Below are 25,823 nucleotides of genomic sequence, written 5' to 3' on the forward strand. Positions count from 1 at the left end.
GTGAGCAAGCTCACTCCCACAGGGGCCAGTACATCCGCCAGATATTTAGCGGTCGAAATGCAGTCTTCGTGAGCAACCTCACTCCCACACGGACTTTATTCAGCACAGGTCCAGCGCAGTCCCTGAAGAGTAAGTAAATCCCTCAGGCATACCCAATCAGTGCGTTCCGGGATTGGCTTTCAAATGTGCCACCTTGTCCTTCAACCCCGCCCACTGCGGCTCATTCGGCGCAAATCGGTTGCGCAAGTACGCGGCCAGGTCGCTGATCTGGGTATTGGACAGGCTGTCCTTAAAGGCCGGCATGTAACCCAGATCCGCCGTCGCCGGCTTGTCGATCCCCTGCTGAATCACTTTGATCAGGTTGTCGGGCAGCGTGCTGTGGACGTTGGTATTGGTCGCCAGCGATGGGCTCACGCCAAACAGCTTCGGCCCCAGACCGTCCGCATGACAACCCTGGCACGAGCCTTCGAACACCCGCTGGCCGTTGCTCAACGACTGGAGCGAAACGCGCGGTTTCTCTGCCAGACCGGTCACCGTCGCGGGACGGATGTCAGCACTGCCAGACGCAGGCTCATTCAACGCCGCCAGATACACCGCAATCGCCCGCACGTCACTCTTCGGCAGTTTCGCCAGTTCCGACACCACCGGGCCCATCGGTCCTGCGGCGACACCATGGGCATCGGAATACCCGCTGCTCAGGTAATTGAACAACTGGTCCTCGGTCCACGGCGTCGGCGCTTTCGACAGGCTGTTGAGCGCCGGCGCTTCCCAGCCGTCCACCGTGCCGCCGGCAAGAAACGACGTGCCGCCCTTCTCCGCCCCCAGCAGATCCCGAGGCGAATGGCAGGCGGCGCAATGCCCCAGACCGTTGACCAGATACTGACCGCGATTCCATTGCGCGCTTTGCTGTGGCTGCGTCTGCACCTCGCCTTTGCGCAGGTACAGCGCGTTCCAGCCGGCCATCAACGGCCGCACATTGAACGGAAAGCGCATGTCGTTGGCGGGCTGAACCTGTTTCACCCGCGTCTGCGACATCAGGTACGCGTACAGCGCCTGCATGTCGGCGTCCTCGATGTTTCTGAAGGCCGTGTAGGGAAACGCCGGGTAAAGGTGTTTGCCATCGCGACTGATGCCGTCACGCATCGCCCGCTCGAACGCCGGATACGACCAGTTGCCGATGCCGGTCTCCGGGTCCGGGGTGATATTGCTGCTATATAAAGTGCCAAACGGCGTCTGCATCGCCAGCCCGCCGGCATTGCTGGCGCCATTTGGGGCGGTGTGGCAGACCGCGCAGTCGCCGACCGCTGCCAGCAATCGCCCGCGTTCCAGGGTTGCCGATGACCAGGTGCCCGCTGCGGGCGGCGTGATCGGCGCGATTTCAGCACGCCAGGGCAACGCCGTCGCGGCCATACCCAGCAACGCGCCGAATGCCGCAAACAACGAACCGAACAGCCATTTCGAACGCTTGGCTTTCGGCGACTGCGGCGGCTGGCTGTTGGATTCCACGCCAGCGCTGTTCAGCGCGGCGAGAATGCGTTCCGCCGTGATCGGCAGCTCGCGAAAGCGAATCCCGGTCGCGTCATACACGGCATTGGCAATGGCCGCCGCACTCGGGACCGACGCCGATTCCCCGGCGCCCATGGGTGGCTCGGCCTGGCGCGGCATCATCATGACGTCGACCTTCGGCACTTCGGGGAACGTCAGAATCGGGTAGCCGCCCCACTCCTTGCTTGCCACCGTGGATTCCTCAAATGTCACCCGCTCCTTGAGCACCCGGCTGGTGGACTGGATGACATTGCCGTGAATCTGATGCTGCACGCCGGCCGGGTTGACCATCATGCCGGCATCGTGGCCGATCACCACGCGAGTCACCGACACATCGCCGGTGTGCTTGTCGATCGCGACATCCGCGACCCACGCCGCCCACGCCGCGCCGAAGCCGGGAAACTTGCTGTGGATGTAGCGCGCGTAGGCAAAACCGCGCCCGCGCAAGACACCGTCTTCTTCCGGGATCTGCATCGGCTGGGTGCGCGGCGCCCAGTCGGCCCGGGCGGCGGTGGCGCGGACCAGTTCGGCAGCGCGCTCGTCGTGCAAGTAGCGCAGGCGGTATTCGATGGGGTCAACGCCAGCGGCGAAAGCCAACTCATCGATGTAGGACTCGTGAGCGAACGTATTGGGAAGTGCCGACACACCGCGCATCCACGAGGCCCGCACAATCGGCGCCATGTCGTGAATGGTGACGCGCATGTGCTCGATGTCATAGGGCGGGATCGAAGTGCGGTCGCCCATTTCGAACATCGTCGCCACCGGCTCCACGCGCCCGGTCAACAGCAAGGCCAGGGTCGGTGAGTTGTTCGACGGATAACGGGTGCTGAAGTCATAACCGGCAATGCCGCCATCGGCGTTCAGCCCGCCCTCGACTTCCATCAATTGGGCGGTGCCTTTCGGCTCCCAGGCATGTTCCTGCTCGCGGGTCAGTTGCACGCGCACCGGCCGGCCCACGGCGCGGGACAGCAACACCGCGTCGGCGCAGACGTCATCAGCGCAATTGCGCCCGTAACAGCCGGCCGCTTCCATGCGGATGATGTCGATCTGCTCTTCGGGGTATTCCAGCAGCCAGGCCAGATCGGCGCGCAGCATGTGGGGGTTCTGCGTGCCGGACCAGACCCGAATGCCTTCTTCGCTGTAGTCCGCCAGCCCGCACGAAGGTCCGATGGAGCCGTGAATCTGGTAGGGCCACAGATAGGTTCGCGTCATCCGCTCGCTGGCCTGGGCCAAGGCGTCTTCGACATTGCCCTGATCGAGCACCACTCGCTGAATGCTGGGGTTGTCGCGTATCGCCTGCTCGATGTTGCTCATGTCCGGCAAATTGTGCTGCCAAGGCTTCCAGGTGACCTTGAGTTCCCGCGCCGCCTTGGCCGCCTGCTCTTCGCGCATTGCGACGATGCCGACGAAATCCCGAATCACCACCACGCGGACGATGCCGGGAATGTGCGCGATAGAAGATTCGTCCACCTCCAGCAGGCTGGTGCCGACGAAGTCGCCGGTGTCGTAACCGGCGTAGGGCGGACGTACGACACGGCCGTGGAGCATGTCCGGTAAACGCATGTCGTGCACGTAGGTCAATTCGCCGGTGGCCTTGCCCGGAATGTCGACACGGGCGGCGCCCTGCCCCACCAGTTTGTAGTCCTGCAGCCGCTTGAGGGGTGCGTTGCCGGAGATGCGCAATTCGACACGCTGATCCACCAGCAGTTGGCCAAAGGTCAGTTCGCGACCGTCCTGTGCCTTGATCACGCCGCTGTCGATGACTAACGAATCCAGATCGACCGACCACTGCTGCGCGGCTTGTTGCAGCAGGTAACGCCGCGCCTCGGCCGCCGCGTTGCGCAGCGGGATGGCGGAAATCTGCAAGGTGGCGCTGGCGATGGTCGCGCCCTGATTCGGCGCACGCTCGGTGTCGCCCAGAATCATCGTCACCTGATCCATCTGCAGGTCCAGCTCTTCGGCGACAATCTGCGTCAGCGAGGTGCGAATGCCGGTGCCGAGGTCAACATGGCCGTTGAACGCATAGACGCGGCTGTCCTGATCGATGGCAATGAACAGCCCCAATTCCATGGGCCTGACCGTGGGAATGCCACCTTTGGCGACCGGACCGGACGGCGGCAGGATGTCGTCGACGATCAGCAGCACGCCGTTTTGGGCGAGCAATTCATCGCGCGTGGGCAAGGTCTGGGTCATTGGACGGGATCCGGGCTGGGCTGATGACGCGCGGCACGCATGACCGCACTGAGGATTTCAAGGTGCGTGCCGCAGCGGCACAGGTTGGCTGACAGTTCGTTGCGAATCTGCGCTTCGGTGGGGTGCGGGTTGCGGTCGAGCAAGGCCTTGGCGGTCATGATCATGCCGTTCATGCAGTAGCCACATTGCGCGGCCTGTTCGTCGATGAAGGCTTGCTGCACCGGATGCGGGCGGTCTCGCGAACCGATGCCTTCCAGCGTGGTGATCTCGCGCCCTTGGGCGCCGGCCAGGGGAAACACGCAGGAGCGTGCGGCGACGCCGTCGATGATCACCGTGCAGGCGCCGCACTCGCCCAGGCCGCAGCCGTATTTGGGGCCATTGAGGTGCAAATCGTTGCGCAGGATCAGTAACAGCGGCGTGTCAGGCATTGCCGTGACGCGTGTGGCCTGACCGTTGACGTTCAGGGTCACGGTCTTCTCCGCCGCCCGCTGTGGCTCGCTCGTGTCAGCCTTCATGTGTTACCCGCTGTAGCTTGCATTTGATGAAGTGATTACTTCATGAAACGAGAGCAGGAAGCATGCCAGCGGAGAAAAGGCTGTAGGACGTTGGAGTATTGGGGTGGGTTTGGTCGTTTCGACGTCGCAATTTGGTGGACTGAACATTCTCCATGTAGGAGTGAGCTTGCTCGCGAATGCAGTGGGTCAGGCACATAAATGTCGCGGGCAGATCGTGTTCGCGGGCAAGCGCGCTCCTACAGCGGTGCTGTCAGGCGGCGTTATTCATCGCCCTCGTCGATCAGCTTGCGCAGCAGAAACAACACGGCCACGCGCTCGGCGGGGTTGAGTTTGCTCAGGGTCAGCTCGCTGATCTGCGCGGCGCGAGGCACGGTTTCCTGCACCAGTTGCAGGCCGCTGTCGGTCAGGCTGCAGATCACTTTGCGGCGATCCTGCGGGTCCGGGTCGAGGCTGATCAGGTCCCGGGCTTTCAGGCGATCGACGATGCCGCGAATGGTCGCCTGATCCACCGCCGTGGCCTTGACCAGCTCGGTTTGCGAACTGGGGCCGTGATCGCGCAGCGCGCACAGGGTCACGAACTGCACCGCCGTGAGCTGTGAATCGCCGACGTTCTGCTGGAAGATCGCCAGATGCCGCTGGTAGGCCTTGCGCAGCAGATGGCCCACTTGCTCGGAAAAGGTGTAGGACGGATTGTTATTGGAAGGGTTGTCAGTGGACACGGGTGGCTCGTTCGGCAGGATCTGAAAAGTAGTGGCTACAGTAACGTTTGCGGGGGTTGAGGGGAATCTCGTTCAGCCGGGCCAGAACTAAATGGACCGGGCATCCCCGAACTGTAGGAGTGAGCTTGCTCGCGATCCCTGGGCGTCATTTACCCCTACATTGCCCGAATGAATGCGATCGCGAGCAAGCTCACTCCTACAGGTCTGACGGTCGCCTGAAGATCTGCGTCAGGCTTTCGACGCCTCGGGCGCCACCACTTCGCCTGCCAGCACCACGGCCTGGTCGTCGAGATAAATGTCGCAGCGGCGCAGCGGGATATCCAGATGGCACGGGGTTTTGCGGGTGCCGCCGACTTCAGTATTCGGCCCCGTGGAGAACAGGAAATTGCCATAGAACGCCCGGGCATCCATGCACATGCCGTCGTTCTTGTCGTGCAGGCCCATGGCCGTCCACTGGGCGCGGGGTTGCAGGCCCCAGCCGATATGGGAAATGCCGTAGACCTCCGGGTCATTGAAGTACTTCAGGTAATCACGCAGGTACTCGGCCTCGAAACCACCTTGAATCCCGGTGATAAAACCCTTATCGATTTCCAGGGTGATCTGCTCGCGAGAGTAGGTTTTGAACGGCAGCACGATGTCGCCGACATCAATGACCAGCGTGCCCTCGGCGGTCTCTTCGTTGGGCCAGGAAAACAGGAAGCCGCTGGGCCAGTGATCCCAACGCCCAGGCTCGTCGGCGAAACCGTATTCGGTGACCGAAGGATATTGCCCCAGTTGCGCACGGAAATCGCTGCCGGCCCGTGACTTCACCTGAATCGAGCGCGCCGCCTTCAGCACCTGTTCGGCGGCCAGCACCCGTTCCTTGTCCGCCACCGTCGGCAGCATCCGCGCCAGCACCTCCGGGGGCTCCACCGCCAGCAGAATCCGCGTGCCGGTCTTGAGGATCTGCTCCTGCTCCGGCGAGTGGAGCAGCATCATCGTGTCGACGATCAGGTCCGCCGCCTCAAGGGCACGTTGCGCGGCAATGTTGCCGGTCAGCGCGGTGTCGCCGCAGTAGGCGGTCATGTCGTTGCCCATGGCTTTGGGGTGGTTGAACGACGGCAGCTCGACCGCATAGACCTTCGCGCCAAGGCGTTGGGCGGCGTCCATCGCAGCGCGCACCGTACGCGCATCGGAGTAGTGGCTCTTGAGCACCGCCACGCTCTGGGTCGCGTCCACTTTCGACAGTTTCAGGACGTGCTCGAACATCTGAGTCAATTCGCAATCGCTAACCGGCATCTCTTTTCTCCTCTGGGGCGGATGACGAGCCGGATGCACCATTGCAAGGCGTCGCGCATCAGACCAGTGCATTTTTTAAAGCGTACACACTTATTAAAAGCGATAAGACATCAATCTGGACGCCGCTGCAATAGGCACGCCACTCTGTTACCTAACCACACAGATCCCAGTAAATAAGGGTTACAGCAGGTGACATATCTGTTTGCGACACCGCCTGCCGTTTCTGGAAATATCGGTTCACTTTTAAAAATATCAGCGTATACACTTTAAAAACCTTGCGACGCGACAGACTTTTTTCGCCTCGCCGTCATCCAGAGCTCCGGTCATTCAGAGCTCATGAAACACAAAGGAATGCGCGCCATGCCAACCACGCAAAAAATCGCCATCGTCGGATCCGGTCTGGGGGGCGCTGCGGCTGCGACGCTGTTGCAGAAAGCCGGCTTCCACGTCGATATTTACGAACAAGCCCCCGCGTTTTCTCGCATCGGCGCCGGGATCCACATGGGCCCGAACATCATGAAAATCTTCCGTCGCATGGGCATCGAGCAACAGCTCAGCGACATGGGTTCGCACCCGGATTTCTGGTTCAGCCGCGACGGTGCGACCGGCGATTACCTGTCGCGCATCGCCCTGGGCGAGTTCTCCCTCAAGGAGTACGGCGCGGCCTACATCACCGTGCACCGCGGTGATCTGCACGCGCTGCAAATGTCGACGCTGGCGCCGGGCAGCGTGCACTTCAGCAAATGCCTGACCACCCTGGAGGAACGCGACAACGGCGTGCGCCTGAACTTCGCCGATGGCACCCACGCCGACGCCGACATCGTGATCGGCGCCGACGGCATCAACTCCAAGATTCGCGAAGAGCTGCTGGGCCATGAAAAACCGCTGTACAGCGGCTGGGTCGCCCACCGCGCGCTGATCCCCAGCGAGGTGCTGACCAAATACAACCTGAATTTCGAGAACTGCGTGAAATGGTGGAGCGAGGACCGTCACATGATGGTTTATCACACCACCGGCAAGCGCGATGAGTACTACTACGTCACCGGCGTGCCCCACGCGGCATGGGATTTCGAGGGCAATTGGGTCGACAGCAGCCGGGACGAAATGTACGAAGCGTTCGCCGGTTATCACCCCACCGTGCAGGCCTTGATCGAATCCACCGACAGCGTGACCAAGTGGCCGCTGCTCAACCGCAACCCGTTGCCTTTGTGGAGTCGCGGCCGCCTCGTTTTGCTGGGCGATGCCTGCCACCCGATGAAGCCGCACATGGCCCAGGGCGCCGGCATGGCCATTGAAGACGCCGCGATGCTCACCCGCTGCCTGCAGGAAACCGGCCTCAGCGACTACCGCACCGCGTTCCAGCTGTACGAAGCCAATCGCAAGGAGCGCGCCTCTCGGGTGCAAGCGGTTTCCAACGCCAACACCTGGCTGCGCACCCAGGAAGATCCGGCTTGGGTTTACGGTTACGACCTGTACGGCCAGGAGCTGAAATCGGGGGTGGCGGCGTGAGCACATTCATCCATGGCGGCAACGTCCAGGCCAACTTCATCCGTCAGCATTACCTGCGCTACGGCGGCGACATTCACTCTGGCAAACCGGCGCTGATCCTGATTCCGGGCATCACCAGCCCGGCGATTACCTGGGGGTTCGTCGCTGAACGCCTGGGCCAGTCTTTCGACACCTACGTGCTGGATGCGCGCGGTCGCGGACTTTCTTCCACGGGGCCGGATCTGGATTACAGCGTCGACACCTGCGCCGATGACATCGGCGCGTTCGCCGCCGCCATGGGCATCGACAGCTATCACCTCGCCGGTCATTCGATGGGCGCGCGTTTCGCCGTACGGGCTTCGATTCGCTGCCCCCAGGGCCTGAAAAGCCTGGTGCTGATCGACCCGCCGGTGTCCGGTCCGGGCCGTCGTGAATACCCGGCGAAGTTGCCGTGGTACGTCGATTCGATCCGCCAGTCGCAACAGGGCATGAGCGCCGAGGACATGCGCACGTTCTGCCCGACCTGGACCGAGGAGCAACTGCAGCTGCGCGCCGAGTGGCTGCATACCTGTTACGAACCCGCCATCGTCCGTGCCTTCAATGACTTCCACGACGTGGATTTCCACCAGGACCTGCCGAACCTTCCGGTCCCTGCCCTGCTCATCGTCGCTGGCCGCGGCGGCGTGATTCAGCCAGAAGACGAAGCCGAAATCCGACAGCTACAACCGAACATTCTGATCGCCCGAGTGGAGAACGCCGGACACATGATTCCGTGGGACAACCTGCCGGGCTTCTTCGCCGCGTTCGGCGACTTTCTCGGTACGCCGCTGACCTGACGGTCCTTGCTTAAAACGATGAACAGGAGAACGCAATGACCGACCCACAAAGCGCGGACGCCAACTATCAGGGCGTCTGGGGCAATCGCATCGGTTTTGGTGCGAAACCGGCCTTGCTGATGATCGATTTCATGCAGGGCTACACCCAGCCTGGCGCGCCTTTATATGCGCCTGGCGTGGTCAGTGCGGTGGCCGAAAGCGTCGAGCTGCTGGCCTGCGCGCGGGAACACGGTATCGCGGTGGTGCACACCAACATCCGCTACCACCCCACGCATTTCGCGGACGGCGGCATGTGGGTGAAAAAAGCGCCGGTGATGAAGGACATGGTCGAAGGCAATCCGCTGGCCGCATTCTGCGAGGCCGTACAGCCATTGTCCGAAGAGGTCGTGATCAGCAAGCAGTACGCGAGTTCGTTCTTCGGCACGTCACTGGCATCAATGCTGCACGCTCAAGGGATCGACACCGTCGTGCTGGCTGGCTGCTCCACCAGCGGCTGCATCCGGGCGACCGCGGTGGATGCCGTGCAGCACGGTTTCCGGACCATCGTCGTGCGCGAATGCGTGGGCGACCGACATCCCGATCCCCATGAAGCGAACCTGTTCGACATCGACAGCAAGTACGGAGATGTGGTGAGCAAGCAGGAGGCGATGACACAGTTGCGAGCTGCAAGCTTCAAGCGATAAGCCGCAAGTCAAGAGCATGCGGTCCCCTCTTGCAGCTTGAAGCTTGAAGCTTGGCGCTTGCCGCTTCGTCCCCCATATGACAACACCGCAAACGCAGGCAAAATCAGCCGCCGCGCTCACCGGTCGAAGAAACGCCAGGAGACACCCATGCCCTCTGCGAATGTAGAAACTTCCGCGAACCTAGCCGCGGACCCGATCAAAGCGCTGTACACCAAGATCACCTGGAAGCTCATCCCCTTCCTGTGTTTCTGCTACCTGGCCGCTTACCTGGACCGCATCAACATCGGCTTCGCCAAGCTGCAGATGCTCGACCAGTTGCACTTCAGCGAGACTGCGTTCGGGTTAGGCGCCGGGCTGTTTTTCGTTGGCTACATCCTCTTCGAAGTGCCAAGCAACCTGGTGCTGGAAAAGGTCGGTGCGAAGATCTGGATCGCGCGGATCATGATCACCTGGGGCTTGCTGTCCTCCTGCACGTTGTTCGTCAGCACGCCGACGCAGTTTTACGTGCTGCGGTTTTTGCTCGGCGCCGCTGAAGCGGGCTTCCTGCCCGGCGTGCTGTTCTACCTGACCACCTGGTTCCCGACCTACCGCCGTGGCCGCATCATCGCGCTGTTCATGATCGGCCTGCCGCTTTCCAGCGTCATCGGCGGCCCGCTGTCGGGCTGGATCATGGGCCATTTCGACCAGACTGCCGGGCTGCGTGGCTGGCAGTGGCTGTTCCTGATCGAAGGCATTCCCAGCGTGCTGCTCGGGGTGATGACGTTCTGGGCGCTGCCGAACAATCCGACAGAAGCCAAATGGCTGAACAGCGCCGAACAAACCTTGCTGGAAGGCGAGCTGCGCCTGGACGACGTTGAGGGCAAGGACAGCAAGCACAGCTTTCGCGACGGTTTTTTCAATCTGAAAGTGTGGATGCTCGGCGGTATTGATTTCTCGATCTTGCTCAGCGCCTACGCCATGGGCTTCTGGATGCCGACGTTCATCAAGAACGCCGGGGTCACCGACACCTTCCACATCGGCGTGTTGACCGCGTTGCCCAGCGTCGCGGCGCTGATCGGCATGCTGATGATCGGCGCCAGCTCCGACCGCCGTCGCGAACGTCGCTGGCACATCATCGTGCCGTTCTGGATCGGCGCAGTGGCCATGGCCGCCAGCCCGTTCTTCACCCATAACGTGGTTGCCACTGTCGCGCTGTTTGCCGTCGCATCGGCCGCCATCATCGGCGCGGTGCCGGTGTTCTTCAGCCTGCCGGCAACGTTCCTCAAAGGCCGGGCGGCGGCGACAGGGTTTGCGTTGGCCTGCTCGCTGGCGAACATCGCCGGGCTGGTGAGCAACTCGATGATGGGCATCGCCATCGACGTCACGGGCAGCAGCGCCGGGGCGTTGTGGTTCTTTGCCGGGTGCCTGATTTTGAGCAGCCTGCTGGTGGTGGCGCTGCCGGCGAAGCTGGTGAATCGGTAACTCGTCGCGCTGGACGCCTATCCTGTGGGAGCCAACTGGCTGGCGAATGCGGTGTATCCGTCAGCCTTTCGTTCACTGACCCACCGCGTTCGCGGGACACGCCACGCTCCTGCACTGCGAATCCCATTCATCCCATCACAACTGTGGAATCAGACCATGCAGGCGTTTGTGAAAAGCTGTGCCCTGGCCCTGACGCTGGGACTGTCCGCGACCTCGTTGCAGGCGGCGGAAAAGGTCATCTTCGACACCGATTTCAACGTGCTCAACGACGACGGCCAGGCCTTCATCATGCTGGCGCAACTGCACGCGCAAAAGCGCATCGACCTGCTGGGAATGACCCTCGTCAGTGGCAACGCGTGGGTTGATCAGGAGCAGGTCGATGCGCTAAAGGCTGTCGAGCGCATGGGCGTGGAAAAGGACATCGGCGTGTACTCCGGCGCGGCCTACCCGCTGCTGCACGACATCGCCACGTATGACCAGGAAAAAGCCCTGTTCGGCACAGGCTGGCCGGGGGCGTTCAAGACCCCGCGTCCGACCTCGGCCTCGCAACTGGTTTCGCCGCCGGACGGGCTGGCTACGCACACCACATTGCGCAGCAAATCCGCCGCGCAGTTCATCGTCGACAGCGTGAAGCAAAACCCTCACGAAGTGACCCTCCTGGCCGTTGGCCCATTGACCAACATCGCTCTGGCGATTCGCAGCGCGCCGGAAATCGTGCCGCTGATCAAACGCATCGTGTACATGGGCGGCGCCATCGAGATCCCCGGCAACACGACGCCAGCGGCGGAATTCAACTGGTGGTTCGACCCCGAGGCCGCAAAAATCGTCCTGCGCTCGCCCATCGAACACGTGATTTTCCCCAACGATGTCTGCGAAAAGGTCATCTTCGACGCCTCGGTCTACCAGCGCATCGTCGCCAGCAAAGGCGTGATTCCGGACCTGTACAAAACGGTGCTGGGGCCTGAGTTCGACAAGGACCCGAACCATCACAGTTTCACTTGGGACAGCCTGCCCGCGCTGTACCTGGTGCATCCGGAACTGGTCACCGAGTCCAAAGACCTGTGGGTCGATGTCGACGCCCACTTCGGACCGGATTACGGCCGCTCCATGGGCTACAAGAAGGGCGCGCCCGTCGGCACACAGAAGGCGAAAGTGGTGTACGCCGTGGACCAGAAGAAGTTCTGGGATGCGTACGTGAATCTGGTCACTCTGCCTGCGCCGGTCAAACGCTGACCTTCTCAGTTCGCGCCGATGATATGAATCGGCCCAACCGGCGGTAGGCAGGATCAGCCGATCAAGGCAATCAGCTGCTGGCGCTGGGCATCGGTAAGCAAAGGCCCTCTGGCGGCGTCGGCGTTTTCCTTCATGTATTTCGGATTCCCCGTACCGGGAATCGCGCACGTCACCGCGGGGTGTGAGATCAGAAACTTCAGCGCCAGTTGCGCCCAGCTCCTGGCCTGAACTTCTCCCGCCCAGCCCGGCAGCGGCGTGTTGCGCAAGCGGCCGAGCAGACCGCCGCCACCAAACGGCCGGTTGCAGATCACCGCCACTCCCCGTTCACGGCACAGCGGCAGCAACCGCGCTTCGACGGCGCGGTCGTCCAGCGCGTAATTGATCTGCAGAAAATCGAACGCCTCGGCCTTCAGCGCCGCTTCCACATCAGCGTAGGCCGATGGGGTGTAGTGCGTCAGGCCAATGTAGCGAATGCGCCCTTCCTCTTTCCACTGACGCAGGGTCGGCAGGTGGGTTTTCCAGTCCAGCAGGTTGTGGATCTGCATAAGGTCGATGCGCTGGGTCCGCAACAGCCTGAACGACGCTTCCATCTGGGCAATGCCTTCGTCGCGTCCTCGGGTCCAGACCTTGGTCGCCAGAAACGCTGGCGATGACGGCTGATGGATCGCCAGCAACTCACCCGTGGTTTCCTCGGCGCGGCCGTACATCGGCGAACTGTCGATCACGGTGCCGCCGGCGTGGAACAGCTGGTCCACCACGGCGGGCAGCAGTGTGTACGCATCGCTGCCGGGCTCGACATCGAACCCGCGATAGGTGCCGAGGCCGATCATCGGCAACGCTTCGCCGCTGGATGGAATGTCTCGCGTGAGCATGTTCCGCTCTCCTGATTGACCGGCCGATGTGCCGGGTTGTGGCGGTTCGGATGCTCTAGCGTGGACGCCTGCACTTGCATCACCGACCGCTGCGTCAAACACCAACGCCGCCGAGGCACCTGCCGCCATGTTGAGCAGTCGTCTGCGGGTGAGCAGGTTTCGGTCGGTCACGGGGCATGTCTCCGGGTCGGACTGACGTGAGCGCACAGTGAATGGTCGACCCCACGCACGCGGCGTCGGTTCAAGTCCGCACGACCATCAGCGCAGATCGCGGTTGGCGCTGTAGTTAAATCATCCCTTCTGACGGCCCGGGATGACGCAGAGCGTCTCGGGATGCATTCCCACGCAGGGCGTGGGAACAATTGAACATCAGCGCCTGGACGGGCCTCTTCCCGGCTAAAGCCGGTCCCACGAAAAGCAACGCGTGCATCCAATGGCATCGGCGGCGCACCGTAGGACCGGCTTTATCCGGGAAGCTGTTGATCTGCTTTATCGCGCTTTTAGTCTTCACAGTCTGCCTCAGGGCAGACGCTCTTGATCTCGGCAGATACTGCGACCATCTGCGCAGATCGCGGGAACGCTGGGCGGCCCCATGCGTCACAACTCCATCTTGAACACTGGAGGACACAAAATGAAAACCGTGATTACCCTGAACGAACTCGCCAACGCCGACCTGCGCCCCTACACCGAAATCTGGCTGACCTCGCCAACTGCCGTTCGCGAACCCCACCACACCGATGACGAACTGTGCCTGTGGCGCGCCAATCAAGTCTTTTCCCACGACATGCTCAGCGAAGGCACCCATGGTCAGAACGTCATGCCGGTCTGGCTGGTGGTTGACGACATCGACAACTCCGAGCAAGTACTGGAAGTCGAGACACAAGTGCGTGAACGCCTGCTGACCGCAGGCCTTGAAGGGGAGTTTTATCCGGCGGAAGTGGGCGAGCGGACGGACGGGGTCAAATGATTTAACCGAGTGCAGAGGCTACGCGTTAGGCCGGCAAGCACCCTGCCAGCCTTTGCGTATCGCCGCGAGTGACCGTGATTTATGGCTTCAGCGCGTCATACGCATTAACGCGTGCATCGAGTAGATGTACGCAGCGCCAGCGTTCAACGAGATCGCGGTAGCCCGTGCGGCGGCGACTTCGAAGGCTGACCCAATGCTTCAGGCCGGCGGCGTGGCGCCCAGACGCTTCCACATCGGTTTGGTCAGGCGCTGGGTGTGCTTGTAACCGGCCCACGGATCCGCTTTCAGCTTGCGCAACCGCTGCTGCAGGTTGGCGATGTTCCACTGCGCCGAGGACTTCACCTCCGTCAGCTCGTCACGGCTGATCGGCACCGACACCGGCAACCCCGGCCGCGCCCTCGCTGAATAGGCCACGACCGTACTGGCACCCCGGCTGTTACGCAGGTAATCGATGAAGATCTTGCCCACCCGGTTCTTCGGCCCGGACGTCGCGGTGAATCGGTCCGGCAGCTCCCGGGACATGAATTGCGCCAGCGCCTTGGCGAAGGCTTTGACCGACTCCCAATCGGCCCGGCGCGCCAGTGGTACGACGATGTGCATGCCCTTGCCGCCGCTGGTCTTGACGTACGCATCCAGGCCCAACTCGTCGAGGGTCGACAGCGTCAGTTGCGTGGCTTCGATCATGCTGCGCCAAGGCAACTGATCGTCCGGGTCGAGATCGAGGACGAAGTGGTCCGGCAGCTCGATCTGATCGTAGGTCGCGCCCCACGTGTGCAGTTCGATGGTGCCCATCTGCGCCGCACCGACCAGCGCCTTGACGCTGTCGATCTCCATCAACCGCGCATGGCCAGGGTCGAGCTTGGGGTCCAGCTGCTTGATGTTGGGGATCGCCATGCGCTCGGAATGTTTCTGGAAAAACTGCTCGCCCTCGACGCCTTCGGGGCAACGCAACAGCGCCACGGGCCGATGGTCGAGGTGCGGCAGAATCCAGTCCGCCACCGATTCGTAATACTGCGCCAGCTCGATCTTGTGCAGACCGCTCTCCGCGTCGATCACCCGTTCGGGGTGGCTGACCATCACGCCGGCCACGTCGATGCGGTCCTTGCCTGCACGTTTGCTGACCGGCTTGGGCTTCTCGGCTGAAGAATCGGCGCGGGTCGCGGATTTCTTGCTCGGCACGTTGGCTTTGGCGGCGCTGGGCTTGAACGGTGCCTTGATGTCTTTCGGCGTCCTGGGGTATTCGTGGACCACTTCACTGGCCGGCTTGTCGCTGCGTAACGAGACAAACGCCGAGTGACGAATGATGCCGTCGCGGGTCCATTCGCCGAACTCGACCTCCGCCACCAATGTCGGCTTTATCCAGTGCACACCCCGGCCTTGCGCGCTGGTCACCTTCTTCGCCAGCGGCGAGGCGTCCTGTTCCAGCGGCTTCATCTGCTCAAGCAAGTCGCCGAGCATCTGCTGATTGAACCCCGTGCCGACCCGACCGGCATACACCAGACCCGCGCCCTCCTCGTTCACCGCCAGCAGCAGCGCGCCAAAACCATTGCGCGCGCCCTGAGGTTTGGTGAAGCCGACGACGACGAACTCCTGGCGCAGCTTGCACTTGAGCTTGATCCAGTCGGCATTGCGTTTGGACTGATACACGCTGCCAGCCCGCTTGCCGATGACGCCTTCGAGGGACATCAGGCTCGCGCTTTCGATGATGTCGCGATGGCCGGCAGAGAAGGCTTCGGAGAACCGGAGCAGGCCCTTTTTCTGTCGCCCCAGCACTTTCTTCAGCGCCGCACGACGGTCTTCGACGGGCGACTCGCGCAGGTCTTCTCCGTTGAGGAACGGCACGTCAAACAGGTAATAAATGATGTCCATGCTGCGGTCGATGTCGAATGCATTCTGCAGCGCCTGAAAGTCCGGCAACCCGGCGTCGTTTAGCACCACGACTTCGCCGTCCAGCCAGGTGTTGTCCAGTTTCAAATCGCCGATTGCCTTGGCTTGCAGCGGCAGGCGCTCGGTCCAGTCATTGCCGTTGCGGGTAAAGAACTTCACCTCGCCATCGATGATGCGGGTCAGGATCCGATAACCGTCGTACTTGATTTCGTAATGCCATGTGCCTTCGGGCGGGGTGTCCATGAGCGTCGCCAGCTGCGGCGAGAGCTTGGCCGGCACGCCGCTCTTTTTGGGCGAAGGCGCTTTGGTTTTTTTCCCCGCTGGCTTTTTTCCGGGCTTTTTCGCGGCAGAGGTCTCGGCTGCGGCTTCAGACGCGGCCGATTTAGGTTTGGCGTTCTTGGCCGGCTTCCTTCCTTCGCCCACCGTTGCGCCACTGACCACGCTTTCCGGCTTGTCGACGACGATGTCGTATTCCTCGCCCGAGCGAACAGCATCGTCCTTTTCCTTGATCAACAGCCACTGCTCCTTGTCGCTGTTGCCGGGCAAGCGGGTCCGCACCAGCGCCCAGTCGCCGGTGAGTTTTTCACCGATCAGGGTGAATTTGAGTTTGCCGGCCTTGTAGGTTTCCTGCGGGTCGCCGTGGGGCTGCCAGATACCGCGATCCCAGACGATCACGTCGCCAGCGCCGTATTGGCCTTCGGGAATGCTGCCCTCAAACGTGCCGTAGCCCAGCGGGTGGTCTTCGACGTGCACCGCCAGGCGCTTGTTCTTCGGGTCCAGGCTCGGTCCTTTCGGCACCGCCCAGCTTTTCAGCGTGCCATCCAACTCAAGGCGAAAATCGTAATGCAGGTTGCGCGCGTCGTGCTTGTGAATGACGAAACTCAGCGCTTTGCCTTTCTTGCTTCGCGTCTTGCCCTCGCTTTCCGCCGGCTCGGACGTGACATCGAAGTTGCGCTTGCGGGTGTATTCACTCACAGGTTTTGTCATGACGATGAACCTCTGCGCATTGGAACGGTGCATCTTTTAACGCTACAACAGGACATGCGTTCAAGAGGCCTTGGTGGTCTTCTTTCGGGGCGGAGCACGGCGTTTCGCCGGCGCATCGTCCTTGGACTCGGCTTTGCCTTTGCTCGCCGGTTTGGCTTTGGCGGGCGCCGCCTTCGCTGCAGCGCCACGACCGCCCAGGCTGCGCTTGAGCAATTCGGTCAGATCGATGACATCAGCCGACTTACGCTCAGTGTCGCCAGCATCGGTCTCGACGTTCTCGATCTTGCCTTCGCGGGCCTTGGTTTCCACCAGCGACATGATCTGGTCCTGGAAGGTGTCGCGGTATTCTTCCGCGTCCGGCGTCCACTCGGTGCTCATGTCTTTGATCAGGCGCTTGGCCATGTCCAGCTCGCTCTTACTGAGCTTGACGTCGGTGGCTTCCATGGGCAGCTCGAGGCTGTCGAGCCCGCGCACCTCCGAGGGCCAGCGCAGCAGCACAAGCACGATCGCCGACTCCAGCGGCATCACCGCCGCCAAGTGCTGGCTGGTACGAATCACCACATGGGCCAGCGCCACCTTGCCGGTGTCGACCAGCGCCTGGCGCAACAACGCGTAGACTTTCTCGCCGCGCTTGTCGGGGGCGAGAAAGTACGGCGTGTCGATGTGCTGCAGCGGTATCTGGTCGCTGTCGACGAAACCGAAAATGTCGATGGTCTGGGTCGATTTGGGGTGCGCCGAGCGAATTTCGTCCTCGCTGATGACGACGTAACGCCCTTTCTCGTACTGCACGCCCTTGACGATGTTCTCTTTATTGATCTCCTTGCCGGAAACCTTGTTGATGCGCTTATATCCGACCGGGTCCATGCTGCGCTTGTCCAGCCAATCGAAGTCGACACCCTGGCGGGACGTCGCCGACACCAGCGCCACAGGAATATGCACCAGTCCAAAACTGATCGCGCCTTTCCAGATTGCCCGAGGCATATTTTTTATTTCCGATGGGGTGTGAGGGGGTATGTGTAAGCAGTGACCGAAGCGCACGCGGAAAAGTTTCGACCGAGCGACCGGAACGTCGCTATTGTCGTGGGCTGCACGGCTTTGGTGCGGGTGAGGCGTCACTCCACAACGTGCGCCGACCAACGCTGGGCCATTCCCCTGCCACCCCTTCTTAACGCAACGAAAAAGCGTTAACCTCGCGCCACTCTATTTTGCACGCCGTACCAGAATCGTTCTGCCGAGCCTGCAACCTCTCCAGGTATTCCCATGACGTCCATTCCTCCCGCGACCCACGGCGCCACCATGACCAAGGGCCTGGCGATGCTGTTTGCGTTCTGCTGCGGCGCGATCGTGGCCAACCTGTATTACGCCCAGCCCATCATTGGCTTGATCGCGCCAGACATCGGGCTGTCCGGCGCCCTCGCCAGCTTCATCGTGTCGCTGACCCAGATCGGCTATGCCCTCGGCCTGTTTTTCCTCGTGCCGTTGGGCGACTTGCTGGAAAACCGACGCCTGATGATCGTCACCTCCGGCGTCGCCATGCTCAGTTTGCTCAGCGCGGCCTTCGCGCAGACGCCCAATCTGTTTCTTATCGCCTCGCTGCTGGTGGGTTTCAGCTCGGTGGCGGTACAGATTCTGGTGCCGCTGGCCGCCAACCTCGCACCGGAAGAAACACGCGGGCGCGTAGTCGGCAGCATCATGGGCGGCCTGCTGCTGGGGATTCTGCTGGCAAGGCCCGCTGCCAGTCTGATCGCCGACCACTTTGGCTGGCGCGCGGTGTTCGGCACGGCCGCCGTAGTGATGCTGCTGATCAGCGTGGTGCTGGCGACCACCATTCCGAAACATCAGCCTGCCCACAGCGCCACCTATGGCCAGTTGCTCAAATCGTTATGGACCCTGCTGCGCAAACAGCCGGTGCTGCGCCAGCGCGCGTTTTATCAGGCGTGCATGTTCGCCACCTTCAGCCTGTTCTGGACCGCCGTGCCGCTGGAACTGGCACGCAATCACGGCTTGTCGCAAAGCCAGATCGCGCTCTTCGCCCTGGTCGGGGCCATCGGCGCCATCGCCGCGCCCATCGCCGGCCGCCTGGCGGATGCCGGCCACACCCGCGTCGCCAGCCTGTGCGCCATGCTGTTCGCCGCACTGAGCTTTCTGCCCAGCCTGATCGAACCGGCATACGCCGTGATTGGCATGGCAGTCACCGGGGTCATCCTCGATTTCTGCGTGCAGATGAACATGGTCCTCGGCCAGCGCGCGGTCTACGCCCTCGACGCCAAAAGCCGCAGCCGGCTCAACGCGCTGTACATGACCAGCATCTTCATCGGCGGCGCGATTGGTTCGGTGGTGGCGAGCGCGCTGTATGACCACGGTGGCTGGGTCTGGATTGTCATTGTGGGGAGCGTGTTTCCGGTGTTGGCGTTGTTAGGGTTTTTGAAGAACTCACGGCCATGAATAATGAAGCACGGCCCGCGCAGGATGCTCAGGCCAAAGGCGTGAGGCGCTGATCGCCGCTCAAGAAAAACCGCCGATATCGGCGGTTTTCTTTTGAGGAATCAGCCCCTGAACCCAGCCATCGGGCCAGCTGGTTCAAGGTCTCTTCCAATTTCGAGCGCTCCGCTCAGAAAGTGTATTTGCAAGGGGATTATTTCAGCCGCGCGCTTGCGCGCTTCGGCACGGAATTCAGCAATAGCCTGAAGTTTTTCTCTGCGTTTCCTTGTTTTCATAAGCACCTCCTTGCTCTCACGGGCGTATGAACTGATTCGTAGACGTCAGGGCTTGCAACAGCCCGGGACTCTTCAACGTCGACTTAGTTTTGCAGCTGACCTTCCAGCCAGTGCTTCAAGTCCGCCACTTCAGCCGTTGTAATCGTATGCCCTGCCCCGGCGTAGGCATGAAACTCCGGAACGATCAGCAGATTCTCCAGCATCGCCTTGGCATCGGTTGCGCCCGAGTAAGGCACGCGGGTGTCGGCCGAGCCGTGGCCGATGAACACTTTCAGCGATTTCAGGCGCTCATCGGGCTTCAGGCGTGAATGGAGGGACGCGAGAATCTTGCCGCTCAGGGGTGCGATACCGTGCACCAGTTCCGGGTATTGCAGGCCGATCTGGTAGCTCATCATCGCGCCCTGGCTGAAGCCGACCAGGATCACTTTGTCGGGCTGGGTCTGGTATTTCTCGGTGGCCTGCTGGATGAAGGTCCGCAGCAAGTCGGTGCTTTTGTCGACATCGCTGGTCACGCCTTCGTATTCGGCCTGATCGGTGTCCTGGGTGAACCACTTGTAGCCGCCGCCATCGACTTCCTGTGGCGCGCGCACGGAAAGGTAGGTGTAACTCGGGGAGAGATCGTTTTTGATGTCGAGCAGGTCGCGCTCGTCGCTGCCATAGCCGTGCAGGAAAATGATCAGCGGTTTGTCTTTGGATTCAGCGGGCGCCGCCGCCAGGTACGGCAGCGCAAGATCGTTGAGCAGCGCGGGTTCTGCGTGGGCCATGCCGGTGAACACACACAGCAGCGCGGCGAAAAACTTCATCATGAGCGTGAGCCTTTTTGCGAAAAACGTCGGGCTCATCATACGCAGCATGTCGCGAATGTCAGCCCGTCAATGATCGCGCAAAGCTGTCAGGTGGCTGTACGGAGGATGAATTTCACAGGGGCCGGTTCACGACTCCAACGCCCCCAACCCCAGATGCTCGCGCAGGGTCGAGCCCTCGTAGGCGGTGCGAAACAGCCCTTTGCGTTGCAGGTGTGGAATGACGCTTTCAACGAATTCGCTGAACGAGCCCGGCAGATACGCCGGGGAAATGACGAAGCCGTCGCAACCGCCCAACGTGAACATCTCCGCCAGTTGATCGGCAATCTGTGCCCCCGTGCCGACCAGTTGCGGCACCCGTACGCTGCTGGCGAAAATCCGGCCCAGTTCCTCCAGCGTCGTGTCCGGCCCCTGCATCAGCAGCTTCTCCGCCGCAGCAGGCGGTATAGACGGCGAGCGTGCGATCTCCGCCAGGGTCGCGGACAGCGGAAACGGCGAGAGATCCACGTTCAGTTGCGACGCCAGCGTGACCAGACCCAGTTCCGGGCGCGCCAATGCGTTGTGCTTGTCGCGCTTGGCCTTCGCTTCGGCTTCGCTGCCGCCGATGAACGGCATCACCGCCGTCAGCACCTTGCAGCTGTCGGCGTGGCGCCCTTGCTCGACGACCTGTTCGCGAACGTCCTGGCGAAACGCGTGCATGGCCTTGAGGTGCGGGTGAATGGTGAAAATCGCCTCGGCCCAGCGCGCGCCGAAACGCCGTCCACGCCCCGACGAACCGGCCTGAATCAGCACCGGACGCCCCTGCGGCGTGCGCGGAATGTTCAGCGGCCCTTCAACCTTGAACCACTCGCCGTGATGCTGCACCGACGTGATTTTCGACGGGTCGGCCAGCACGCCGCTTTCCCGGTCCAGCTTCAACGCATCCGGCGCCCAGCTGCGCCACAACTTCAGCGCCACTTCGACGAACTCGTCAGCGCTGTCGTAGCGCAGGTCGTGCTCAAGGTGCTTGTCCTTGCCGAACAGCCGCCCTTCGCTGTCGTTCATCGACGTGACGATGTTCCAGGCGGCGCGGCCTTTGGACAGATGATCCAGCGTGGCGAACTCCCGGGCGATGTGCGCCGGCTCGTAATAGGTCGTTGAGCGGGTAGCGCCCAGGCCCAGCTTGCTGGTTTGCCCGACCAGGTAGGACAGAATCGGCAGCGGGTCCAGACGCGTCGCATCCTGCGCGCCATACCGCAGGGCCACGTCCCGCGAGCCGCCCATCTGGTCACCCACCGCCAGCCGGTCGGCGAAGAACAGAAAATCGAACAGCCCCTCCTCCACCACCCGCGCCGTGCGGGCGTAATACTCGGGATCCAGGTAATGGCCGACCGTCTCGGGGTGACGCCAGACCGCATGACTGTGGATAACCGGCCCGGTCAGCAGGAACGCCGACAGGTGAATGTGACGACTCATGATCGCGCTCCTGACTTATTGGGCGTGCGGGGTCCAGACAGCGATGTCGGACACCTTCAGCGCTTTGGGGATCATCCCGGCTTCAAAATAGAAGTCGGCGCTGTTCGGCAAGTTCATCCACCTTGACCGGGACGATGTCGTAACTGCGTCGGCTGTTGGCCAGCTCGACGGTCTCAGGCGGGATGTTGCCCCACAGCGGCGCCAGATTCGCCGCGGCTTCCTGGGGATGACCTTTCACCCACTGCCCGGCCTGATGCAGGGTGTCGAACACCACTTGCAGCACCTCGGGATGGGCCTTGGCGAAACTCGTGTTGGCCACGTAAAAACGGTTGTAGTTGGCAATGCCGCCGGAGCCGTCGGTCAGCACGCGGACATGATGCTCGCGTTGCTGGGTCGCCAGGAACGGGTCCCAGATCGCCCAGGCGTCGACGTTGCCGCTGGCAAACGCGGCGACGCCGTCGGGCGCCTCCAGGTAAATTGGCTTGATGTCCTTGAGGGTCAGCCTGGCGCTCTTCAGGGCCGAAATCAACAGAAAATGACTGCCCGAGCCTTTCGACACCGCGACGGTTTTGCCCCTGAGATCGGCAACGCTGCGAATCGGTGAGCTGTCCGGGACGATGATGGCCTGCGCTGTCGGGGAAGGATTCTCACGGGCGTAGTAGGTCAGCGGCGCGTTCGCCGCTTGCGTGAACAAGGCAAACGCATCGGCGACGTCGGCATGCAGGTCCACACTGCCGGCGTTCATCGCGCTGAGCAGCCCGCTGCTGAATTCATGCCAGTTGACGGTGAAGCCCAGCGGCTTGAGCCGTTCCTCAAGCTGCCCGTCGTTTTTGAGCAGAATCCACAGCGTGGACGAGCGCTGATAACCGATGTTGATGACCTGCTCGGCGTGAGCGGTGAAGGTAGCCAGCATTAACGCGGCGGCCACGATGATCTTTCGCAGGGACATGAGGATCCTTGAACGGGCACAGGAGGAGCGCTCAGCGCGAAAACGAATGAGCACATCGAAACAGCTTCACTTTCATTATAAAAAACGACACAGGTTATGAAAGAAACTTATAGATCTATGCATATGCCCGACGCGCAACGGAACGGCTGAATACCCGCTGCGGTCTAGGGATAAGCACATCAGTCCGTCGCCGAACCAAGGAGCACCCGTGAACATTTTCGAAGCCCTGAGAGAGAGTCATGAACGGCAACGCGGCTATGCCGATGCCTTGATCCAAACCCATGGCGACAGCGAGGAGCGTGTCGAGGTCTACAAACAGCTGAAAGCTGAACTGCAGGCCCATGAAACCGCCGAAGAGCGCTTCTTCTATATCCCGCTGATGCAGTTCGACAACGGTGTCGACCTCAGCCGCCATGCCATTTCCGAGCACCATGAAATGGACGAGATGATGGAAGAGCTCGACGAGACCGAGATGTCCAGCCCGTCCTGGATGGCCACGGCCAAGAAGCTGTCGGAGAAGGTCCACCACCACCTGAAGGAAGAAGAGCAGAAGTTCTTCCAGTCGGCGGGCAAACTGCTGGATGACCAGCAGAAGCAATCGCTGGCCCGTGAGTATCACAAGGAGTATGAGGAGCAACTGGCTAAAGCTTAAGCCGCTCTGAATGCTCAAAGCCCCGAATGTTCGGGGCTTTTTTTTGGCCATTTTTCGCTGCCGCATTTTGTTGGCGATGCGGTGTTTCGGGTGAAGAGCGGTTGGGTGCGGGTCTGATGGAGTGCGCAAGAAGTTGCGCATTTGATTGTGTGTCTTAGGGGCCTTACTGCTCGAGAAGCCAGGTCGTTTGTGGCCTGCAGGCGAGTGCGCAAGAAGTTGCACAGCAGTGCGCAACTTCTTGCGCAGGGTTTATGGGTTCACTGGTTTGGCGGTCGCTCAAACCTTCCTCATTATTTATTAAGTCATTGATTTTTATTGGCTAATTCATAGCTGGCACAGCCCTTGATATCTCCGTGCCCCCCGGATCGGCATTCACGCCTGCCGGATGGTTTTTGAGCACGGAGAGCATCGTTGGCAAACCCCGCAGTTACGTCCGGCAGTGACGCAAAAAACGAGGCTCAGGTGGCGATCGTTCCGCTTGATCTGATTCAGCTTGAGGACGTTGGCGCCGGTGCGGCCAATGTCGATGCCTGGCTGCGGGACATCAGCGGCGGGGTCATTTCGCTTGAGAGGATCAAGAACGCTGCGGGCTTTTTGCCCGTGGTGGGCAACATCATGGCGCTGGTTGATGCGCTGAATGACATCGTTCGGCTGGCGACGAGCGAGAAGCGCGACCCGCTGGATTGGGTCAGCTTGGGCATCAATTTGATTGGTGTGCTGCCAACGCCGCCGACCATGGCGGCAGCGCGGATGAGCCTGCGGCCGACGCTGTTTCTGGTGCGCCAGGAGATGCGTCAGGCGGGGAAAGTGGTGCTTGGCGATTCGCTGATCGAGGTGCTGATCGGGCACCTCAATGCCGACATCGTCGGGACGCTTGATGACTTTGTGACTCAGGCGCAGGGCAAGCTCGCTGGCATTCTCGATGAGGCGGGGAAGCTTGGCGAAGGCGTGCTGAACGAGATCGCCAAGGGTCTGGAGAGCGTGGTCGACGGCGATCTCGATGCCGAGGGCAATCTGCTTGAGGCGGTGCAACTGATCAGCGATGGGCGCAAGCAGTGGGACTACGATCCCAAAGGCGCGATTTCCAACATCTTCATCGCGGTTGCCGATGTTTACATCGCAGCCGGCCAAAAAATCGTCAACGGCACCGTCGAACATCTTGTGCCTGAAGCGCTGAAAGACTCGATCCGCAGGCAGGCTGAGTCGTTGCGTGCCATGGGGTCAGAGCTTCGGGCCCAGATAAATCGTCTGGCGGATCCAGGGGTTCAGAACTCGATTGGAGCGTTGCTGCAGACATTGGCGGGCGCGGTTGTCAGTTGGCGTTCGCGCAATGGGCATGGGCAAGCCTTCAACATCAAGCCGAGGGTTGTTAATCAGGCCAGGCGCCAGGGCGGCGAAGGGAAGCTGGAGGCGGTTGGTTTCGAGAAGCCTGCGAAAGCCCGGCCCAACAAGCGGAAGAACTGTACGTGTCCGTGCCCTTGTGAATGTGCTTGTGGGTCGACGGCCAGGAGCATCAGTTTTGCGATGGGTTCGGAGTCGGTTACCCATACCGATTTCAGCCTGCTGGGGCCTTTTCCCATTGAGTGGACTCGGACTTACTGTTCGAGTCTGGATGCGTTCGATGAGGATGTTGTCGGTGCGCGGTGGATTACGGCGTTTACTACACGTTTCGATCTCGTCGGCGACAGTTTGGTGTTTCATGACTTCGACGGACGCAGCCATGAGTTCCCCCTTCCCAAGGTCAAGCTGTTTCACTTCAACGCCATTGAAAATCTGACCGTCGTTCGCCTCAGCAAAGATCGGTTGGTGCTGATGCGGGGCCTTGAGCACAGGGAAACCTATGTTCGCCGGGGTGATCGTTTCGTTCTGATCAATAAGGTTTTGCCGAATGGCGCCGGGGTGATGCTGCATTACGAGCATCGGCATGACGGGCATTCGGTGCTCTCCGAGCTGGTGACGTACTCGCAGAAAGATGTAAACAAAGTCCATCTGCGCCTGGGCACGTTGATCGATGATCAGGGGCGGCTGATGGGTGTTTGGGAAATACGTGATGGCGACGTTAAACGCCAACTGTGCGCGTATCAGTACGATGATTCTGGCGATCTTGTTCTAGCTCAGGACGAGAACGGCGCTACATGGCGTTATCAATACCAACACCACCTGATCACTCGCTACACAGACCGCACCAATCGTGGCTTGAATTTGCAGTGGCAAGGCACGGGCCCCGACGCGAAAGCCATCCGCGAATGGGCGGACGACGGCAGTTTTGACACGCGATTGGCGTGGGATGAAAACATCCGTCTGACCTACGTCACTGACGCTTTGGGTCATGAAACCCGGCACTACTACGACAGCCTCGGTTACACCTATCGCATTTGCCACGCCGACGGGCGCTCCGAGTGGTTCTTTCGTGATCAGGCGAAGAACATCATTCGCCACATCCATACCGATGGCAGTACAGACCGCTATCGGTACGACAAACTCAGCAACCTGACCGAGCACACCCGCGCTGATCACAGCGTGATGAACTATGCCTACGACGACAAAAGCCATCTGATCAAAATCAGCGATGGCGAGGGCGGC

The 25,823-nt window shown here is 61.2% G+C and carries 19 protein-coding genes and 2 pseudogenes; 9 read left to right on the top strand and 12 right to left on the bottom strand.

Going from position 1 to position 25,823, the window contains the following annotated elements; all coding sequences use genetic code 11:
* Positions 1-156 precede the first annotated feature (156 nt).
* From QWI20_RS14975 to QWI20_RS14990, 4 genes are all read right to left on the bottom strand, one after another.
* On the bottom strand, positions 157-3,738 hold the full coding sequence (locus QWI20_RS14975) for a molybdopterin cofactor-binding domain-containing protein (protein ID WP_369306154.1): 3,582 nt from the start codon (positions 3,736-3,738) through the stop codon (positions 157-159).
* Complete coding sequence (locus QWI20_RS14980) at positions 3,735-4,253, bottom strand: (2Fe-2S)-binding protein (protein ID WP_369306155.1); 519 nt, start codon at positions 4,251-4,253, stop codon at positions 3,735-3,737. Before QWI20_RS14980 ends, QWI20_RS14975 begins: the two co-directional genes overlap by 4 nt.
* 260 nt (positions 4,254-4,513) lie before the next feature.
* Positions 4,514-4,972: a MarR family winged helix-turn-helix transcriptional regulator gene (locus QWI20_RS14985; protein WP_192174747.1), complete on the bottom strand. Its 459-nt coding sequence runs from the start codon at positions 4,970-4,972 to the stop codon at positions 4,514-4,516.
* Positions 4,973-5,200: 228 nt separating this feature from the next.
* Positions 5,201-6,250 carry a 2,5-dihydroxypyridine 5,6-dioxygenase gene (locus QWI20_RS14990; RefSeq protein ID WP_369306156.1) on the bottom strand — a complete coding sequence of 350 codons (1,050 nt, stop codon included), beginning with the start codon at positions 6,248-6,250 and terminating at the stop codon, positions 5,201-5,203.
* A gap of 360 nt (positions 6,251-6,610) precedes the next feature.
* Between QWI20_RS14990 and QWI20_RS14995 the strand changes: the two genes are divergently transcribed.
* The 5 genes from QWI20_RS14995 to QWI20_RS15015 all read left to right on the top strand — a co-directional run bounded on the left by QWI20_RS14995 (position 6,611) and on the right by QWI20_RS15015 (position 11,951).
* Positions 6,611-7,759 (top strand): FAD-dependent monooxygenase, encoded by a 1,149-nt coding sequence (locus tag QWI20_RS14995; protein WP_369306157.1) that lies wholly within the window; start codon positions 6,611-6,613, stop codon positions 7,757-7,759.
* Entirely contained in the window at positions 7,756-8,574 is an 819-nt protein-coding gene (locus tag QWI20_RS15000; protein WP_369306158.1) for an alpha/beta fold hydrolase, read from the top strand. The genes QWI20_RS14995 and QWI20_RS15000 overlap by 4 nt, the downstream gene beginning before the upstream one ends.
* Before the next feature lie 35 nt (positions 8,575-8,609).
* Positions 8,610-9,257 carry an N-carbamoylsarcosine amidohydrolase gene (locus tag QWI20_RS15005; RefSeq protein ID WP_369306159.1) on the top strand — a complete coding sequence of 216 codons (648 nt, stop codon included), beginning with the start codon at positions 8,610-8,612 and terminating at the stop codon, positions 9,255-9,257.
* A gap of 147 nt (positions 9,258-9,404) precedes the next feature.
* Positions 9,405-10,718, top strand: coding sequence for an MFS transporter (locus QWI20_RS15010; RefSeq protein ID WP_369306160.1), 1,314 nt, complete (start codon positions 9,405-9,407; stop codon positions 10,716-10,718).
* 156 nt (positions 10,719-10,874) lie between these two features.
* Positions 10,875-11,951, top strand: a complete 1,077-nt coding sequence (locus QWI20_RS15015) for a nucleoside hydrolase (RefSeq protein ID WP_369306161.1) — start codon at positions 10,875-10,877, stop codon at positions 11,949-11,951.
* A gap of 53 nt (positions 11,952-12,004) precedes the next feature.
* Here QWI20_RS15015 and QWI20_RS15020 read toward each other — a convergent pair whose 3' ends face one another.
* Positions 12,005-12,952, bottom strand: coding sequence for an aldo/keto reductase (locus QWI20_RS15020; RefSeq protein ID WP_369306177.1), 948 nt, complete (start codon positions 12,950-12,952; stop codon positions 12,005-12,007).
* Between the two features lie 502 nt (positions 12,953-13,454).
* Between QWI20_RS15020 and QWI20_RS15025 the strand changes: the two genes are divergently transcribed.
* Positions 13,455-13,790 (top strand): hypothetical protein, encoded by a 336-nt coding sequence (locus tag QWI20_RS15025; RefSeq protein WP_369306162.1) that lies wholly within the window; start codon positions 13,455-13,457, stop codon positions 13,788-13,790.
* Between the two features lie 79 nt (positions 13,791-13,869).
* Here QWI20_RS15025 and QWI20_RS15030 read toward each other — a convergent pair.
* From QWI20_RS15030 to QWI20_RS15040, 3 genes and pseudogenes are all read right to left on the bottom strand, one after another.
* Positions 13,870-13,970 (bottom strand): annotated as a pseudogene (locus QWI20_RS15030) (carboxymuconolactone decarboxylase family protein); the annotation flags it as partial.
* An 18-nt stretch (positions 13,971-13,988) separates the two neighbouring features.
* Positions 13,989-16,664: a DNA ligase D gene (ligD, locus tag QWI20_RS15035; RefSeq protein ID WP_369306163.1), complete on the bottom strand. Its 2,676-nt coding sequence runs from the start codon at positions 16,662-16,664 to the stop codon at positions 13,989-13,991.
* 60 nt (positions 16,665-16,724) lie between these two features.
* Positions 16,725-17,645, bottom strand: coding sequence for a Ku protein (locus QWI20_RS15040; protein WP_369306164.1), 921 nt, complete (start codon positions 17,643-17,645; stop codon positions 16,725-16,727).
* 279 nt (positions 17,646-17,924) lie between these two features.
* Here QWI20_RS15040 and QWI20_RS15045 point away from each other — a divergent pair, with 279 nt between their 5' ends.
* Positions 17,925-19,109 carry an MFS transporter gene (locus QWI20_RS15045; protein WP_369306165.1) on the top strand — a complete coding sequence of 395 codons (1,185 nt, stop codon included), beginning with the start codon at positions 17,925-17,927 and terminating at the stop codon, positions 19,107-19,109.
* Positions 19,110-19,210: 101 nt separating this feature from the next.
* On the opposite strand, the gene QWI20_RS15050 is transcribed toward QWI20_RS15045, so the two are convergent.
* The 4 genes and pseudogenes from QWI20_RS15050 to QWI20_RS15065 all read right to left on the bottom strand — a co-directional run bounded on the left by QWI20_RS15050 (position 19,211) and on the right by QWI20_RS15065 (position 22,588).
* Positions 19,211-19,381: a hypothetical protein gene (locus QWI20_RS15050; protein WP_369306166.1), complete on the bottom strand. Its 171-nt coding sequence runs from the start codon at positions 19,379-19,381 to the stop codon at positions 19,211-19,213.
* An 83-nt stretch (positions 19,382-19,464) separates the two neighbouring features.
* Positions 19,465-20,187, bottom strand: coding sequence for an alpha/beta hydrolase (locus QWI20_RS15055; RefSeq protein WP_369306167.1), 723 nt, complete (start codon positions 20,185-20,187; stop codon positions 19,465-19,467).
* A 126-nt stretch (positions 20,188-20,313) separates the two neighbouring features.
* Positions 20,314-21,639 (bottom strand): LLM class flavin-dependent oxidoreductase, encoded by a 1,326-nt coding sequence (locus QWI20_RS15060; protein ID WP_369306168.1) that lies wholly within the window; start codon positions 21,637-21,639, stop codon positions 20,314-20,316.
* 15 nt (positions 21,640-21,654) lie between these two features.
* Positions 21,655-22,588: pseudogene (locus QWI20_RS15065) on the bottom strand (aliphatic sulfonate ABC transporter substrate-binding protein).
* Positions 22,589-22,796: 208 nt separating this feature from the next.
* On the opposite strand from QWI20_RS15065, the gene QWI20_RS15070 reads away from it, so the two are divergent.
* Positions 22,797-23,240, top strand: coding sequence for a hemerythrin domain-containing protein (locus QWI20_RS15070; RefSeq protein WP_369306169.1), 444 nt, complete (start codon positions 22,797-22,799; stop codon positions 23,238-23,240).
* A 411-nt stretch (positions 23,241-23,651) separates the two neighbouring features.
* Positions 23,652-25,823 (top strand): DUF6531 domain-containing protein (locus QWI20_RS15075; RefSeq protein ID WP_369306170.1); only part of this gene is annotated, 2,172 nt, incomplete at its 3' end.

The organism is Pseudomonas sp. W2-17 (genome assembly GCF_041060445.1).
In the GTDB taxonomy this organism is placed as follows: Bacteria; Pseudomonadota; Gammaproteobacteria; order Pseudomonadales; family Pseudomonadaceae; genus Aquipseudomonas.